Raw genomic sequence first — 15,553 nt, forward strand, 5'->3', positions numbered from 1 at the left:
GGGTCGGGGTGTCGAGACACCGGCCCCGGTCCGCAACCAGCGGGCCGGTGTCTCGACATCTGCGGCAGCGGGACAAGGAAACCGCCGCCGCCTCGGGTGGACGGTCTAGGGGGTGATGCCGAGGCTGGCCAGGGTCTCCCGTGCCCGGTCCGCCTCGGTCGAGCTGGTGCCGGTGCCGGTGCCGTTGGTCTGCTCGCGCAGGTTCTCGACGTAGGACAGTCGCCGCGCCAGGTTCGTGGCGGCGGTGTCGATCTCGCGCAGCGCGTCCTCGGTCTGCTCCGACATCGACAGCAGCCCTCGGGTCTGACCCGGCGGGACCGCGTGGGCGAGGTAGTCGGCCAGGTCGGTCGAGTAGGTCGCCGCGTGCTCGGTCAGGATCACCGCGCACTGACCCGACCGGATGTCGTCGTCGGTGATCTCGGGATCGGCGGGCTTGTCGGCGAGCGCGACCATTGCGCGCACCGCTGCGCCACGGTGGGAGACAGGGACGCTCGCGGTCCGGCGGCGAGCCTGGCGCTCGGCGAGCAGCACCGCCAGGGTCCGCACCGACCCGGCCACCGCGACGACCACGTCATCGACCTGCACGGCGAACGTGAGCGGGTGCGGGTCGGCGGCGACCCGGTCGGCCAGCGGGCCGACGATTGCGCGGATCTCCTCGGTGAGGTCGAACCGTCCGTCGTAGGTGACGGGCAGGTGCTTGCGCCGCCGCTCGCGCTGCTCGGCCTGCGAGTAGGTCGGCGGCGGGGTCGCCGGGCGCGGGTTGCGTCGGGCGCGGGCGGCGTCGAGTGCGGTCAGTGAACGGGTGCGGGTGGTCATGGTGTCTTGTTTCCTGTCGTGAGTCGGTGTTGTGGTGTCGGGCAACAGGTCTCGGGTCAGATGTTCGACCACCCCTCGGGCCTCGATCGGGGATTCCCGACGCTGAGTGCGCCGCTCGCCTGATGGAGCGGCGATCCGAGGTCCGTCACCCTTGGGAACCTCCGATCGCCCGTCAGCGTCGAGCCGGTGATCCCGGACCACGGCGGCGATCCGCCGCCCAGCGTCGCCGCCGCTGACCGCGACCGCTTCGACGACCTCCTCGGGGGTCTCCAGCTTGCTCAGCAGCCCGGCGATCTGTTCGGCTCACCCGACATCGGAGATCCCGACAGCGGCGGCGACCGCGACGGGCATCGGTGCGTTGAGACCGAACAGGCGGCACCGACGGTCGATCACCGACAGCACGGTCTTGATCGCGTCGAGGTCGCCGGACACCGCCGCGTCCCACGCCGCCGACTGGAGCGCGTCGAGCCGGTCGCCTTCGACTGTTCGCAGCTCGGCCACGCCCTCGGCCTCCCGCCGGTCGAGCAGCCGGGTCACCGCCTTGCGTGCGCCGCTCTCGTCGGCGTAGCCGAGACGGTCGGCGATGGCGTGATACGGCAGGCCGGTGCGGCGCAGCTCCAGCGCCGCAGCTGCGCGGGTGCGCTCGTCGGTGGTGGGCACGTCAGGGGTGGGCATAGGTCTCTCCAGTGGGGTTAGGGACGGGCTCAGGTCATCGACTACGCCAGCGAAGAGGCGCGGGTGGCGAAGCAGTACGGGGCGCCCGGCCGGCAGTGGTGGTGGTTCCCGATCCACGCCGGCGTCGTCCTCGCGACCTGTCCGCTGTGGCCCTGGGGGTGGTCTCGCCGACGTCGCGGAGCCTGGATCTGGGTGACCGGGAACCTCGTCGGGCGCATCAAGGGAAGCCTGAAGTATCGGGTCGTCTATCTGTAGGCGTCGGCTCACTCTGATCTGGTAGTTTGGGACAAACCCATGAAGATCGGATCATGTTGTGACAGAAGCGAATCAGTCCGGGAGCAACAAGTCCGGACGACGCCCGGCGTACGAGATCGTGGCCGACGCGCTTCGGGTGCGGATCCTCGCCGGTGAGCTGACTCCCGGTACTCGTCTGCCCCCGGACGCCGAACTCCGCGCCGAGTTCGGCGTCGGTCAGAGCACGGTCCGGGAGGCCATCAGGACGCTCGCCAGCGAGAACCTCGTCAACACGACCCGTGGGGTGACCGGGGGAACGTTTGTCGCGACACCCGACATCGGTCAGTTGAGTGCGAACCTCGAAGCGGGAGTCACGCTGCTCGCCGCAGCCGAAGGGGTGACCGTCGATCAGCTCATGGAGGTCCGGCAGCTCACCGAGGTGCCCGCCGCCGGAGTTGCCGCCTATCGTCACTCAGACGCCCATCTGGAAGAGCTGCGCGCCACCATCTTCGACCTGTCGGAGGGTGTCGGTCCGAAGGTCTACGCCAACAACCAGGAGTTTCACCGCATCCTGCTGCGGGCGGCGGACAACCCTCTCCTCGACCTCATCACCGTCCCGGTGTTCCGCGTCATCGGCACCCGCTTCAGCCGCGACGTCGCGCCGGAAGGGTTCTGGCGGTGCGTCGACGAAGACCACCGTGCGATCCTCGAGGCGGTCGAGCGCCGGGACTCGATGACGGCGATGACGCTCATGCGCCGGCACCTCGACCACCTCGGCGACGTCTACAAGCAGATGGACCTGCTCAGACGCGGTTCGTAACGTTCGTCGAGTACCTGAGCTGATGATTCTCGCCGTACCGTGAGATCGCCATCAACGGCCGGTATTTTCCGGCCACAGTGGAGAGTGAATACTTTGCGCTGCAACGGTTCTGAGAGTCGCTGAGCGCGTTCCGCGGAGCGCATTCTTCATCCGGCGCGAGCCGGGTCCAGCGTGGCCAGACTGAAAAGATCAGATGTATATCGGGCGACTCGATGTCCGCGTGCTCCCGTTCGATCACCCTCGTCAGGGTCCAGCCGACAACGGCGACGGTCTGGCTATCGCGTCACCGGGGACCTACCAAGATCCTGGGCAAGCGCAAAACCCCTGGTGAAACCACAAACTGCCGGTCATGCATGGCTTTGATCCGCGACCAAGCGGATGAAGCCCTGCGCTTGCGCACGGGTCCAGGGCGATCCACGTTAGCCTCACCGGCTACGCATCGACCTTCTCGAACCTGGCGCGACAGCATACGGAATGTAGGCGTAACAACGCCTCGAAGAAAAACATCAGATGTATTGACAGGGTCTGCTGTGGCCGATAGTGTTCCAGCTCACGAGGTGCGAACCGGAATCTGAAGCTCTCGAATACCGCACCGATCGTCTACCCAGTGTGTCCCCGAGAAAGGCTCTGTGATGACTTATCGTGTTGGTGTTGACGTGGGAGGGACTTTTACCGACGTCCTTCTCATCGACAGCGAGACAAGCGAAATCACCGCTGCGAAGGTACCGACGGTGCCATCCGATGTCTCGTCGGGCGTCATCAACGGGATCGTGAAGGCCTGCGATCTGGGTGGCGTGTCGCCTGAGGAGATCACACACTTCCTCCATGGCACGACCATCGCCACCAATGCCGTTCTCACCGGCGGTGGAAGCCGCGTGGGTTTGATTGTCACACGGGGCTTTCGGGATGTTCTGCACATCGCCAGGTCGCATGTGCCCGGCGACTACGCCGCATGGGTAGCGTACGAGAAATCGCAGCCCATGGCTGCACTGGAAGCGACCGTCGAAATCGATGAACGTGTCAGTGCTCATGGTGAGATCCTCGAGACCGTCGACGAGCAGTCGGTGAAGGTGGCCGCGGAGACTCTCAAAGAACAAGGTGTAGAGGTGATCACGGTCTCGTTGATCAACTCCTACGCCAATGACACCAATGAGTTGCGGGTACGCGCCCTCCTCGAAGAGCTGCTGCCGGACATGCCGGTGTCCATCTCCAGTCGGGTGGTCCCGGAGATCCAGGAGTACGAGCGCACGTTGACCACCGTCGCGAACTCATACGTCCGCCCGGTGGTCGACAGCTACATCAGTGCACTCGCGGAGCACACGCGCTCGACGATGCCGAGCGCCCAACTCAGAATCCTCAAGTCGGACGGCGGCTTGACCAGTGCTGACAACGCTGCCGAGTTTCCCGTGAATCTGCTGATGTCGGGACCGGCCGGTGGTGTGACCGGTGCCCTGTGGGTCGCCGAGCAGGCCGGATTCAAGAACATCATCACCTTCGACGTGGGCGGGACCTCCACGGACGTGGCGCTTGTCGAGGATGGTCAAGCTCAGCTCCGGCGCGAAACGATGATCGGTGACGTCTCGGTGCGAGCGAGCTCGATCGATGTCCGTACCGTTGGTGCGGGCGGAGGGTCGATCGCGAAAGTCCCTGAGATCACCGGGGCACTCCGCGTCGGCCCGGAGAGCGCGGGGGCAAAACCGGGCCCGGCAGCATACGGGCACGGAGGAACCGAGCCGACAGTCACCGATGCTCACGTGGTCATGGGGTTACTACCTGCTGATACCCGCCTCGGCGGTGACCTCGAGTTGGACCGGGAGGCCGCGCAGCGAGTCGTCGCGCAGATCGGCGAGGCCCTCGAGATCTCCACGGAGGATGCGGCTGCGAGCATTGTGGACATCGCCAACGAGAACATGTACGGCGCACTGCGACTCGTCAGTCTGGAGCAGGGTTTCAACCCCCAGGACTTCGCCCTGGTCGCTTTCGGTGGAGCGGGTCCGCTTCACGCCAACGCCGTCGGCAAGCTGCTCGGCTCCTGGCCGGTGATCATTCCCCGGAGTCCCGGTGTTCTGTGCGCATATGGAGACGTGACCACACGTGTCCGCCAGGAACGGTCGCGCACCTCGGTTCGCGAGTTCGTCGGTATCGATGTCGCTGGGCTTCGCGCCGAGTACTTGGAGTTGATCGCGGAGGTCGAATCCGCAATGGACGGCGAGAAGGTGCCGCGGGACCAGCGGACCATGACTCTCGAAGCCGATATCCGGTACGTGGGTCAGTCTGATGCGATCACCATCCCGCTCAGCGTCGAGGAGCTAACCGACGAGGGAATCGTCCTGCTGGGAAAGCGATTTGACGAGGCTCACGAGAAGCTAAACACCTTCTCGATGACCACGCTCGATCGTCAGTTCGTCAGTCTCCGTGCCATCTGCATCTCGAACCCCATGGTCGCTGCGGCTGAGCACCTCACGACCGGTACCGGGTCGCCGGAGAACGCCAAGATCGGGGAATCACGTGCGTATATGAATCGGGCGTGGCATGAGACACCGGTCTACGACCGTTCGAAACTACTGGCCTCCGATGTGATCGTGGGTCCCGCAATCATCCAGGAAATGGATTCCACGAGCGTCATTCTTCCCGACCACACTGCCGTCATCGACATCGTGGGCAACATTCTTATCCGTCCGGCCGGCATGGAAGGAACCAAGCAGTGACTGCGACAATTATCGAGACCAATCCGAAACCGTTCAACGAGGTCGCGGTGGAACCGATCACCATCGATCTCATCGAGCGGGGATTCGAGAACGGCATTCAGCGCATGAATGCGCTCATCTTCCGGGTGAGTATGTCACCCCTGATGCGCGAGCAGCGTGACTCCTTCCCGATCCTGACCGATCGCGATGGCGCTCAGATGGCCGGACAGTTCGGCTCACCGGTGAAGAGCTTCATCGACAACTACGACGGGACGATCGAGGAAGGAGATATCTTTCTTACCAACGATCCGTACGTCACCGACGGTGCCATCAGTCACCTCAATGACTGGCTGGTGGTCATACCGGTGTTCCATGACGGACGACTCATCGGCTGGTCGGCGATTTTCGGCCATCAGACCGACATCGGCGGATCGGTTCCGGGGTCGATGCCGATCGCATCGCACGACATCTTCGAGGAGGGGATCGTCATCCCCGTCCTGAAGCTGTACTCGCGCGGACAAGAGCAGACCGATATCACCAGAATGCTGACCGCCAACAGCCGTTCACCACATTGGATTCGCGCCGATCTCAACGCCCTGGTGTCCGCAGCGAGGCTCGGTCACAACGCGATCCTCGAAATGGCCACCAGGTTCGGCGTCGACACGCTGTATTCGGCCATCGATGCTTTGAAAGAGCGGTGCCGCTCGGCCATGCAGCACGTGATCCGCACCCTGATTCCTGAAGAGAAGTCCACATTCGAGGACTATCTCTGTGATGACGGTATGGGAACCGGTCCGTATCGGGTGCGCTTGTCGGTGTGGCGCGAGGACGACACCGCGTACTTCGATTTCGAAGGCACCGACCCCCAGTCGGCGGCGTCGATCAACCTGCCCTACAACCCACAGATGTTCCGCATGCTGACCGGTCAGATGCTCGTGTTCGTCTTCGACCCGGGAATCGTCGTGAACGACGGGTTCAGTGATCTCATTCAGGTCAAGTTCCCGAAGGGGTCGTGGTTGAATCCGGAGTTCCCGGCCGCGACGTCGGGACGAACCCACGGCCTCGGCCGTATCTCCGACGTCATCAGTGGTGCGTTGGGAAAGAGTGCGCCGGAGAGAATGTCGGCGGCGGGATTCTCGTCGAGCCCGCACTTCGTGTTCTCCGGCAAACATGACAACGGACGGGATTTCCTCCTTTTCCAGGTCGGTTTCGGCGGAATCCCGGGGCGGCCCATCGGAGACGGTATCGACTGTCACTCCCTGTGGCCGAAGTTCCGGAACATGCCCAACGAGTACATCGAGGCGCACTTCCCGATCATCGTGGACTCCTATCGGTCGATCCCGGACTCGGGCGGCCCCGGAAAGCACAGGGGTGGGAACGGACTCGAGGTGGTGTATCGGTTCCTGGCCGACGGGACGATCTCGATCCACGACGATCGCTGGCTCACGTACCCGTGGGGGATCAACGGAGGTTCGGCAGCGTCGAGGAGCAGGAAGCGCCTGCTGTCCGCGGACGGGACCGAGCGGCCACTCCCGTCCAAGTGTGACAACGTCGTTGTTCGACCGGGCGACAAGCTGGTCTTCGCCACGTGGGGTGGGGGCGGTTGGGGCGATCCGTTCGATCGATCGTTCGAGGATGTCGCCGCGGATCTTGTCAGCGGTGCCGTCACCGCCGAGGGGGCAAAGCGCTATGGCGTGGTGCTCGACGGGAACGGTGAGATCGATGTGACGGCCAGCCAGAGCCTGCGTGCTCAGCTGCGCTCCGAGCGGGGTGACGCGCCGTGGATCGATCGCGGATTTACATCCGTCGACGAGCTGCTCGCGCGATGTGAAAGCGAAACAGGCCTGCCGGCACCTGTGCTGCCCGGCTGAGATCGTGCCGCGGTCTGTGCGAGCCCAGTGACGGAGCCCGCACAGGGCGTGGCGCGTCTGTGCCGGGGTTCGAGGTGTTGGAGGTAGACGAACGAGATGGATGGTTGTCGATGAAGATCGAGGATGTACTTGACGCTGCCGCGGAGGAGGCGGCGACCGAGATGGCCGAGTTGCTGGACGAGCTGGCCGAGGCGCGCCGCTCCGCGGTCCCGCTCGCCGAGCCGTTGACGAGCTGGGAATGGATCAGATCGTTCGGACGTCGAGTATGACCGACCAGATGAGAACAGTGTCCGTCAGACACCTACTGTCCTCCTACGCCACCAGAGACCGGAGTGCCTCGGAGGTGATCGACTCCGCGATCTCCATCCTCGGCACCGACGCTAGGGAGAGGGGAGCGGTCGTCACAGTTCTGGAGGAGTCCGCCCGAAGGCGCGCAAGAGAATCCGACGAGCGGTGGTCGGAAGGAGTTCCCAGGGCTCTCGAAGGCGTTCCATTCGGCATCAAAGACGTCTTCGACCTCGCCGGAGAGGTGACGACAAGTGGTTCCCTCGTCGACAAGGATCGTGTGGCCGCAGCTACTGCAGTCGCGGTAGAGCGTCTCCTGGAGGCCGGTGCGATACCGGTCAGCAAGGATGCAACCACGGAGTGGGCGGTCGGTGGGCCGAACAACCTCCTGACCGGGAGTACGCGGAATCCATGGGACTCTGCCAGATGGGCGGGCGGGTCGTCCAGCGGGTCAGCAGCTTCGGTGGCCCTCGGGGCCTTCCCGTTCGCGCTCGCGTCCGACGCCGGCGGCTCGATACGCATTCCCGCATCACACTGCGGAGTAACCGGGGTCAAAACGACCGCAGGCCGCGTGCCGAGAACCGGTGCGACACCGTTGTCGTGGACGAACGAGACCGTCGGGCCGATAGCGTCCTCGGCCGAGGACGCTGCTCTGATGCTGTCGGTGATCGCCGGGTGCGACGCCACCGACCCGCAGAGTTACGGCCCCGGACTGCTGATGGACGACGTCGAGAATTCGAAACCTCTGGCGCAGTTACGAATCGGCCTACCCGGTTCCTACTTCACCGACGACAGTGACCAAGCCGTCCTGGCTGGCTACGAGTCCCAGCTACAGCTACTCGCTGCCCAGGGGGTGCGGTTCGTCGACGTCGACATCCCGTCGGCTCGCCAGGCTCACTCCGTTGGTTACCACGTTTTGTTCACCGAGGCTTGGGCGCATCACAGCGCCCGGCGTGATCGATTCGCCGACTACTGCCCGGTCGGCTTGCGGCGCATTGCGCGTGGTTCGCGGACGACCACTCAACAGTATGTGGACATGCTCGGGTTCCGCCGTGCGCTGCAGGCCGAGTTCGCCGACGCCCTCGAACAGGTGGATTTCCTGCTGATGCCGACGACTCCCGCGGCCGCACCGGCGCTCGACGATCTCACAGTCGACATCAATGGCCGCAAGGTGCCCATGTACGAAGCCCAGAGCCGAGCCACGGTGATGTGCAATCTCAGTGGTGTGCCTGCCGTCACGATACCGAGCGGCTTCACCACGGACGGACTTCCGGTCGGGATGCAGCTCGTCGGCCTTCCGTACTCGGAGGAGCTGCTTCTCGGCGCGGCCATCGCCTTGCAGAACCTGACCGGGCTGAAACACCTCACTCCCTACTCGTAACCACACGCGCACGCCGCGCGAAACGGATCGGCCGTACCGGACCGCCGAGACGACTGTCATCGACCTGAATCGCCGGCTACCGCCGCAGGTAGTTAGTTCTGACAGTTCGCGTCGCGTTGCCGTCGGAATGTGCAACGCCGCACCCTTCAGGAGGACCATTGACCACCCATCCCGCCACACTCGGGCGTTTCTTCGAGGACTACGTCGTGGGCGACGTCTATCAACACCCGATGGGCCGCACGATCACCGACACCGACAACGCGTGGATCACGTGCCTGTCGATGAACACCAACCAGAACCACTTCAACGAACATCTCGCCCGGACGAATCCCATCACCGACGGCAAGGTGATCGTGAACTCGGGGCTGATCATCGCCCTGGTGCTCGGACTGTCGGTGATCGACATGAGTCAGAACGCCGTCGCCAACCTTCAGTTCACCGACGTCAAACTCCAGCACCCGGTGTACGTCGGCGACACGATCTACGCCGAGAGCATCTGCACCGACCTGCGCCAGTCCAGGTCTCGTCCCTACGCGGGCATCGTGTCGATGGTCACCCGCGGGGTCAATCAGGACGGCGAGGTCGTGGTGTCCTGGAATCGCTCCGTCATGGTCGCCACCCGCGAGAGCGGCATCGGACAGAACTACTTCCCCGAGGTCAAGGCGCCCTCGCTGACCGAGGTCGTCGCCGGCACACAGGCCGAGGACCCGCGGTCATGAGGCCGCTCGAGGACGTGCGGATCATCGCCGTCGAACAGTACGGCGCCGGCCCCTTCGGCAGTGTCCATCTCGCCGACCTCGGTGCCGATGTGCTCAAGATCGAGGAGCCGACCTCCGGGGGCGACGTCGGGAGGTACGTTCCGCCCTACAACAAGGGTGAGGACTCGCTGTTCTTCGAGACCTTCAACCGCAACAAGCGCAGTCTGTCGCTGGACCTCGGGACACCGGGCGGACGCAAGGTGTTCGAGGACCTCGTCCGCATCAGCGACGCGGTCTACTCGAATCTGCGCGGCGACGTCCCGGCGAAGATCAAGATCACCTACGACGACCTCAAACACCTCAACCCGGCGATCGTCTGCTGCAGCCTGACCGGGTTCGGCATGACGGGTCCGCGGGCCAAACAGCCCGGATACGACTACATCCTGCAGGGCCTCGCCGGATGGATGGACCTGACGGGTGACCCCGATGGACCGCCCACCAAATCCGGTCTCTCCCTTGTCGATTTCTGCGGTGGGTACGTCGCGGCACTCAGCCTGATGGCGGGTCTGCACGCCGCTCGGCGCGACGGGATCGGCGGCGACTGCGACGTCTCGCTCTACGACACCGCCATCTCGATGCTCACCTATCCGGCCGCCTGGCACCTCAACGCCGGCTACCGCCCGGGTCGCACCAAGAACTCCGCACATCCCTCGCTGGTGCCGTTCCAGGCCTTCGAAGCCGCCGACGGGTGGTTCGTCGTCGGTTGCGCCAAGGAGAAGTTCTGGGTGCGGTTGGCCGAGACCATCGGGCTACCGGAACTTCTCGAGGACCCGCGGTTCATCGACTTCACCGCCCGTGGTGTGCACAAGGACGAGCTGCTGCCGTTGCTGGAGAAGCGATTCGCCGAGGCGACGGTCGATCACTGGGTGTCGTTGCTGACCGAGGCCGGGGTGCCGACGGGTCCCATCAACGACGTCGAGCAGGCGTTGACCGAGGAGCACACCCTGGCGCGCGGGCTCATCGCCACCACCGAACACGAGGTGTGGGGTGAGGTCCGTCAGGTCACCTCACCGGTGCGATTCGGCAACGAGCCCACGGAGTATCGTCGGGCACCGCGCCGCAACGAGAACTTCGACGAGGTGATGCAGCTGCTCGGCTACAGCGCAGAGGATGTCCGCGGTCTCGTCGACGCCGGTGCTTTCGGTTCGATCGCACAGGCCACGCCGTGACCGCGCGCCGACTCGCGAACTGGGCCGCGGCCCTCGACGTCGATGACATCCCCGAGGTCACCCGGCGGGCCGCGCTGCGGCATCTGCTCGACGGGATCGGGAATGCCATCGGCGCGCGTCGTCTCGATCAGGGCGGACCCGGACTGTCCGTGGCCCGCGGGCTCGGCGGTCCGGCGCAGGCACATCCGCTCGGTGACCCCGAGGCCATCTCGGCTCCTGCGGCGGCCTTCGCCAACGGGGTGCTGATGCATGCCCTGGACTTCGACGACACGCATGCCGGTGCACTCGTGCATCCGACGACGGTCGTGGCGCCGGCTGTCCTGGCCGTCGCCGAGGAAGTCGGGGCGACCGGCGCGCAGACGGTGACCGCGCTGGTGGCCGGGCTGGAGATCGCCTGTCGACTGGGCGCGGCGGCACCACACGGCTTCCACGCACGCGGCCTCCATGCGACCGCCGTCGTCGGCCCGCTCGCCGGTGCCGTCGCCGCCGGCCTGCTGTACGGCGCCGACGCCGATCGTCTGACCGATGCGATCGGCATCGCGGCGTCGTCGTCGGGCGGCTTGCTCGAGTTCCTCGACACCGGGGCCAACACCAAGGTCCTGCATCCGGGGAATGCGGGCTTCAACGGTGTCCTCGCCGCGCGCCTGGCGCTGGCCGGGGCCAGCGGACCCGAATCGGTGCTGGAGGGCCGGCGCGGGCTGTACCGCGCGCTCGCCGACCGCGACGTGGATCCCGACGGGATCGTCGCCGATCTCGGAACTCGTTGGGAGAGCGCTGGTATCGGCATCAAGCCGTACCCGAGCTGTCAACTCATGCATGCCTCGCTCGATGCGGTCGCGCAGGCTCTGGCCGAGGCCGCGCGATCGGGCACCGAGGTGTCGGCGTCGCGTATCACTGCCATCAGCGTCGACGTCCATCCCGACAGCGTGGACATCGTGTGTGGGCCGGGCACCGGTACACGCAGTCCCCGCAGCATCTACGACGCGAAGTTCGACCTGCCGTGGAGCGTCGCCGCACTCGTCCACGACGGAGCGGTCACCGTCGACACCTACGCCGAGGCCTCGATCGTCCGACCCGAGGTGGCCGCCACCGCCGCACTCGTCGACGTCGTCCCCGCACCCGATGCCCGCCCGGCCGCCGACGCCGCCGGCCGGGCGGTCATCACCCTCGACGACGCCACCCGGCTCGTCGGCGAGGTTCCCTGCAGCCGAGGCACTTCCGGCCGTCCGATGGACGATGCCGCGGTGGCCGAGAAGTTCCGGGGCAACGCCGGCGGGGGAGAGGCCTCCGAGGCACTCGTCCAGACCGTTCTGGGTCTGTGCAACGCACCGTCCGTGGGGCAGATCCCGGCGCTCGCGGCCGACATCCTCTCCGCGAGCTGACCCACCTTCACCTGCCGGTCCGCGGCCGGGTTCGGGTCTAACATCTCCGATCACCTCTCAGATCAAGGATCACACAATGGATTTCAGCTTCACCGAGGAACAGCGCGACTTCCGGTCGGCGCTCCGTCAGCTGGTCGACAAGGAGATCATCCCGGTCGCCAACGAATGGGAACGCGAGGGCCGCTATCCCACGGAGATCGTCGCGCGGCTGCGGGACATGGGTCTGTTCGGGATCACCACGCCGGAGGAGTACGGCGGACTCGAACTCGACATGGTGTCCTTCACCCTCGTCTACGAGGAGATCGCCCGCGGTTGGATGGGTATCGCCGGCATCCTGGGCAGCCATAACCTGGCGTGCTGGATGATCGCGCGACATGGCACCGAGGAGCAGAAGCAACAGTGGCTGCCCCGGTTGGCGAGCGGTGAATGCCGCACCGGTATCGGGCTGACCGAACCGGGTGCGGGTACTGACCTGCAGGGCATCAAGACCACCGCCACCCGCGACGGCGACGATTACGTCATCCGCGGCACCAAGACGTGGATCACCAACGCACGCCATGCGAATGTGCTTCCCGTCCTGGTCAAGACCGATCCGTCGGCCTCGCCGGCGCACAAGGGTATGAGCATCCTGCTCGTCGACACCACGACCCCCGGATTCGAGGTCCAGCGCGACCTCGGCAAGCTCGGGTACAAAGGCACCGAATCGTGCGAGATCTTCCTCGACGAGGTGCGGGTGCCCGCGTCGACGCTGCTCGGCGGGATCGAGGGCCGCGGTATGCAGCAGGCGCTGTCCGGGCTGGAGATCGGCCGACTCAACATCGCCGGCCGCAGCGTCGGCATCGCGCAGGCGTCGTACGACGCGGCGCTCGACTACTCACGCCAGCGCACCGCCTTCGGCAAGCCGATCTCCGACTTCCAGGCGATCCAGCTCAAGCTCGCCGACATCGCCACTCAGTTGCAGGCCGCCCGGCTGATGACGTATTGGGCTGCCGCGAAGGCGGATTCGGGCGCACGCGTCGACGGGGAGGCAGGTATGGCGAAGTACTTCGCCTCGGAGACCGCGATCACCGCGAGCCTGGAGGCGATGCGCATCCACGGTGGTTACGGGTACTCGACCGAGTTCAACGTCGAGCGCTACTACCGCGACGCGCCGCTGATGTCGATCGGCGAGGGAACCAACGACATCATGCGGACCGTCATCGCCAAGGCGCTGGTCAACGGAACCGTCACCGTCGGATGAGTTCGCCGCTCGTCTACCTGTACGTACCGGGCGACCGGCCCGAACGGTTCGGCAAGGCGACCACGTCCGGTACCGACGCCGTGGTCCTCGACCTCGAGGACGCGGTACCGGTCGCGGCCAAGGACTCTGCGCGCATCGCGGTGGGGACCTGGCTGGAGAAGCGCGACCGGGCCGGGGTGCCCACGTGGGTACGGGTGAATCCCGGTGCCGAGCTCCTCGACGACCTGACCATGGCGGTCCGGTGTGGGGCCGACGGCATCTGGCTGCCCAAATGCGATGATCGCGCGACGCTGGATCGCGTGGACCGGATGCTCACCGACCTCGAGGCTGCGGAGGGCCGTCCGCGGACGCCGGTCTCACCGCTGATCGAGACCGGTGCGGGTCTGGTGAATGCGCCGGCGATCGCCGCCGGCCCCCGCGTCGAGTTCGTGCAGATCGGCGAGGTGGACCTGGCTGCCGACCTCGGCGTGACGCCGGTCGTCGGCGACGAGTTGCTCTGGGCACGTTCCCAAGTCGTGGCCGCGTCGGCGGCGGCACGGATCCGGCCACCACTCGCGGCCGCGTCGCCGGTCATCGACGATGCGGAGTCGTTCGAGACCGAGACCCGGCGCCTGACCGGGCTGGGCTTCTTCGGTCGTGCGTGCATCCACCCGCGCCAGATCCGGCCCGCCCGTGCCGGTCTCGCACCGACCGCGTCCGAGGTGGACACAGCGGTCGACGTGCTGGCGGCATTCGATGCCGCCGGGCAGGGAGCCGCGACCGACAGTTCCGGCCGGCTCATCGACGAGGCGGTCGCCCGCATCGCGCGTCGGACGCTGACTCGCCGGGGCTGATCCCCGCGAACGACATTTCCGTGACAGACTGCCGGCAAGAATGCGGATTCTTCTCAGGACCTGCTCAGGATGCCTGATTTGTCCGCTACTGTTTTGCCATGCTCAGTACCCGGTCTCGCCTTCGCGCGTCATTCCGTGTTTCCGCTGCCGGCCTGGCGGTTGCCGCAGCCGCTGCGTTCCTGACCGTAGGCGCCGACACAGCGGACGCCGCACCGGTCGTGAATCCCCAGGCCGGAAAGGTCGTCGCCCACTCCGGGTTCGACGTGAAACGCGACGGCTTCTCCTTCGAGAATTGGGGAGACAACGACGCCCTGCACCGGCGGGGACTCACGACCAAGGGAATGCGCGCGGTGTTCGGTGACGAGGTATGCGCCCGCATCGTGCTCGGCATCTGCTCACCGACCACCGTCGCCGAACTCGTGCAGGCGGAATTCAACGCGTCGATGACCGGCGGTCATTGCTACGGCATGGCGGCGCTGGCAGGCCTGTACAACACGAAGCGGCTGAGCCAGTTCCCGCTGGCGCTGCCAGGACAGAGCGTCTACAGCATGCCGGCGTCGGGGCCGCTGGACGAACTGATCGCCCGGATGTTCATCACCCAGGGCTTCCCTCCCACGGACCTCGCCGAACGTGAGGTCTCGGTGCCACAGGCGCTGTCGAAGCTCCGTACCGCATGGTCGCGCAACGACAACTACATCCTCGCCATCTATACGGACGAGGAACATTCCGCCGGGCATGCGATCACACCGATCGCGCTCCGTGACCTCGGTGGCGGCAAGCACGGAATCGTCGTCTATGACAACAATTTCCCGGGCCGGGAGAAGATGGTGGTCGTCGATCCCGCCGCCGACTCCTGGTACTACTCGACGGCGACGAACCCGTCCGAGCCGACGATGCTGTACCAGGGCTCGCCGAAGAACAGGATGATGCTGGTCCCGCTGGCCCAGGTTCTGAAGCGTCATCAGGATCCCGACCTGCGCACCGACGACACCGTCGTGCTGGTCAGTGACACCAACGGCACGGCGCAGGGTGTCGGTGACGTGGACTGGGACGTCCGGGTCACCGATCCGTCCGGCAAGCCGATTCCCGGTGTCGAGCAGCGGATTCTGTTCAACAATGACAATTCCGCACGATTCACCGTGCCAGCGGGCAAGCGTTTCCGCATCGTCGTGGACGGTGTCGAGGCCGGGCGTACCGCCGACATCAACACGACCGTGCTGAGCGCGGGTGGAGCGGTGGCGGTCGGCGACCTCGAGGTCCCGGCGGGTGCGACATCGGCGCTCGATGTCGATCCGGTTCGTCACGCGGTTCGGGTGAGTTCGTCGGCACCGACGACAGCCGTGTTCGAGGTCGCCACCGAGGACTCGTTGCGGTCGGTCTCGGTCGACACCTCGCAGCTAGC

General features: G+C 65.8%; 14 protein-coding genes. 12 read left to right on the forward strand and 2 right to left on the reverse strand.

The genetic code is table 11. The features are described 5' to 3' along the window. Nucleotides 1-105 precede the first annotated feature (105 nt). A complete protein-coding gene (locus ON37_RS27090) occupies nucleotides 106-816 on the reverse strand; it encodes a hypothetical protein (protein ID WP_051032133.1) in 711 nt (236 codons plus the stop codon). A 303-nt stretch (nucleotides 817-1,119) separates the two neighbouring features. Continuing rightward, entirely contained in the window at nucleotides 1,120-1,491 is a 372-nt protein-coding gene (locus tag ON37_RS27095) for a hypothetical protein (RefSeq protein WP_157171609.1), read from the reverse strand. 63 nt (nucleotides 1,492-1,554) lie between these two features. Between ON37_RS27095 and ON37_RS27100 the strand changes: the two genes are divergently transcribed. The 12 genes from ON37_RS27100 to ON37_RS27155 form a co-directional block, all read left to right on the forward strand. After that, on the forward strand, nucleotides 1,555-1,746 hold the full coding sequence (locus ON37_RS27100) for a hypothetical protein (protein WP_040723506.1): 192 nt from the start codon (nucleotides 1,555-1,557) through the stop codon (nucleotides 1,744-1,746). 58 nt (nucleotides 1,747-1,804) lie between these two features. Further along, the gene (locus tag ON37_RS27105; RefSeq protein ID WP_040723513.1) at nucleotides 1,805-2,545 is read left to right on the forward strand and encodes a FadR/GntR family transcriptional regulator; all 741 of its coding nucleotides are present in this window, start codon (nucleotides 1,805-1,807) and stop codon (nucleotides 2,543-2,545) included. Nucleotides 2,546-3,177: 632 nt separating this feature from the next. Then, complete coding sequence (locus ON37_RS27110; RefSeq protein ID WP_040723516.1) at nucleotides 3,178-5,253, forward strand: hydantoinase/oxoprolinase family protein; 2,076 nt, start codon at nucleotides 3,178-3,180, stop codon at nucleotides 5,251-5,253. A gap of 47 nt (nucleotides 5,254-5,300) precedes the next feature. Continuing rightward, complete coding sequence (locus ON37_RS27115) at nucleotides 5,301-7,103, forward strand: hydantoinase B/oxoprolinase family protein (RefSeq protein ID WP_210742703.1); 1,803 nt, start codon at nucleotides 5,301-5,303, stop codon at nucleotides 7,101-7,103. A 110-nt stretch (nucleotides 7,104-7,213) separates the two neighbouring features. Further along, nucleotides 7,214-7,372 carry a hypothetical protein gene (locus ON37_RS27120; protein WP_157171610.1) on the forward strand — a complete coding sequence of 53 codons (159 nt, stop codon included), beginning with the start codon at nucleotides 7,214-7,216 and terminating at the stop codon, nucleotides 7,370-7,372. After that, entirely contained in the window at nucleotides 7,369-8,769 is a 1,401-nt protein-coding gene (locus ON37_RS32055) for an amidase (RefSeq protein WP_157171611.1), read from the forward strand. Before ON37_RS27120 ends, ON37_RS32055 begins: the two co-directional genes overlap by 4 nt. A 158-nt stretch (nucleotides 8,770-8,927) precedes the next feature. Then, nucleotides 8,928-9,488 (forward strand): MaoC family dehydratase, encoded by a 561-nt coding sequence (locus ON37_RS27130; RefSeq protein WP_040723525.1) that lies wholly within the window; start codon nucleotides 8,928-8,930, stop codon nucleotides 9,486-9,488. Continuing rightward, nucleotides 9,485-10,696 carry a CaiB/BaiF CoA transferase family protein gene (locus ON37_RS27135; RefSeq protein ID WP_040723526.1) on the forward strand — a complete coding sequence of 404 codons (1,212 nt, stop codon included), beginning with the start codon at nucleotides 9,485-9,487 and terminating at the stop codon, nucleotides 10,694-10,696. Before ON37_RS27130 ends, ON37_RS27135 begins: the two co-directional genes overlap by 4 nt. Beyond that, the gene (locus ON37_RS27140; RefSeq protein WP_040723527.1) at nucleotides 10,693-12,078 is read left to right on the forward strand and encodes an MmgE/PrpD family protein; all 1,386 of its coding nucleotides are present in this window, start codon (nucleotides 10,693-10,695) and stop codon (nucleotides 12,076-12,078) included. The genes ON37_RS27135 and ON37_RS27140 overlap by 4 nt, the downstream gene beginning before the upstream one ends. A gap of 76 nt (nucleotides 12,079-12,154) precedes the next feature. Then, complete coding sequence (locus ON37_RS27145) at nucleotides 12,155-13,318, forward strand: acyl-CoA dehydrogenase family protein (protein ID WP_040723529.1); 1,164 nt, start codon at nucleotides 12,155-12,157, stop codon at nucleotides 13,316-13,318. Then, nucleotides 13,315-14,151: an HpcH/HpaI aldolase/citrate lyase family protein gene (locus ON37_RS27150; RefSeq protein ID WP_040723530.1), complete on the forward strand. Its 837-nt coding sequence runs from the start codon at nucleotides 13,315-13,317 to the stop codon at nucleotides 14,149-14,151. The genes ON37_RS27145 and ON37_RS27150 overlap by 4 nt, the downstream gene beginning before the upstream one ends. Nucleotides 14,152-14,249: 98 nt before the next feature. After that, nucleotides 14,250-15,553: hypothetical protein (locus ON37_RS27155; RefSeq protein ID WP_040723534.1), on the forward strand; the 1,304-nt coding region annotated here is incomplete at its 3' end.

It is taken from the genome of Nocardia veterana NBRC 100344 (genome assembly GCF_000308855.1).
Classification (GTDB): Bacteria; Actinomycetota; Actinomycetes; order Mycobacteriales; family Mycobacteriaceae; genus Nocardia; species Nocardia veterana.

Bases quoted from the DNA above. Each gene is read 5' to 3' on its own strand.
- ON37_RS27090 (WP_051032133.1), bottom strand. From the start codon at position 816: ATGACCACCCGCACCCGTTCACTGACCGCACTCGACGCCGCCCGCGCC.
- ON37_RS27135 (WP_040723526.1), top strand. From the start codon at position 9,485: ATGAGGCCGCTCGAGGACGTGCGGATCATCGCCGTCGAACAGTACGGC.
- ON37_RS32055 (WP_157171611.1), top strand. From the start codon at position 7,369: ATGACCGACCAGATGAGAACAGTGTCCGTCAGACACCTACTGTCCTCC.
- ON37_RS27145 (WP_040723529.1), top strand. From the start codon at position 12,155: ATGGATTTCAGCTTCACCGAGGAACAGCGCGACTTCCGGTCGGCGCTC.
- ON37_RS27110 (WP_040723516.1), top strand. From the start codon at position 3,178: ATGACTTATCGTGTTGGTGTTGACGTGGGAGGGACTTTTACCGACGTC.
- ON37_RS27095 (WP_157171609.1), bottom strand. From the start codon at position 1,491: ATGCCCACCCCTGACGTGCCCACCACCGACGAGCGCACCCGCGCAGCT.
- ON37_RS27150 (WP_040723530.1), top strand. From the start codon at position 13,315: ATGAGTTCGCCGCTCGTCTACCTGTACGTACCGGGCGACCGGCCCGAA.
- ON37_RS27120 (WP_157171610.1), top strand. From the start codon at position 7,214: ATGAAGATCGAGGATGTACTTGACGCTGCCGCGGAGGAGGCGGCGACC.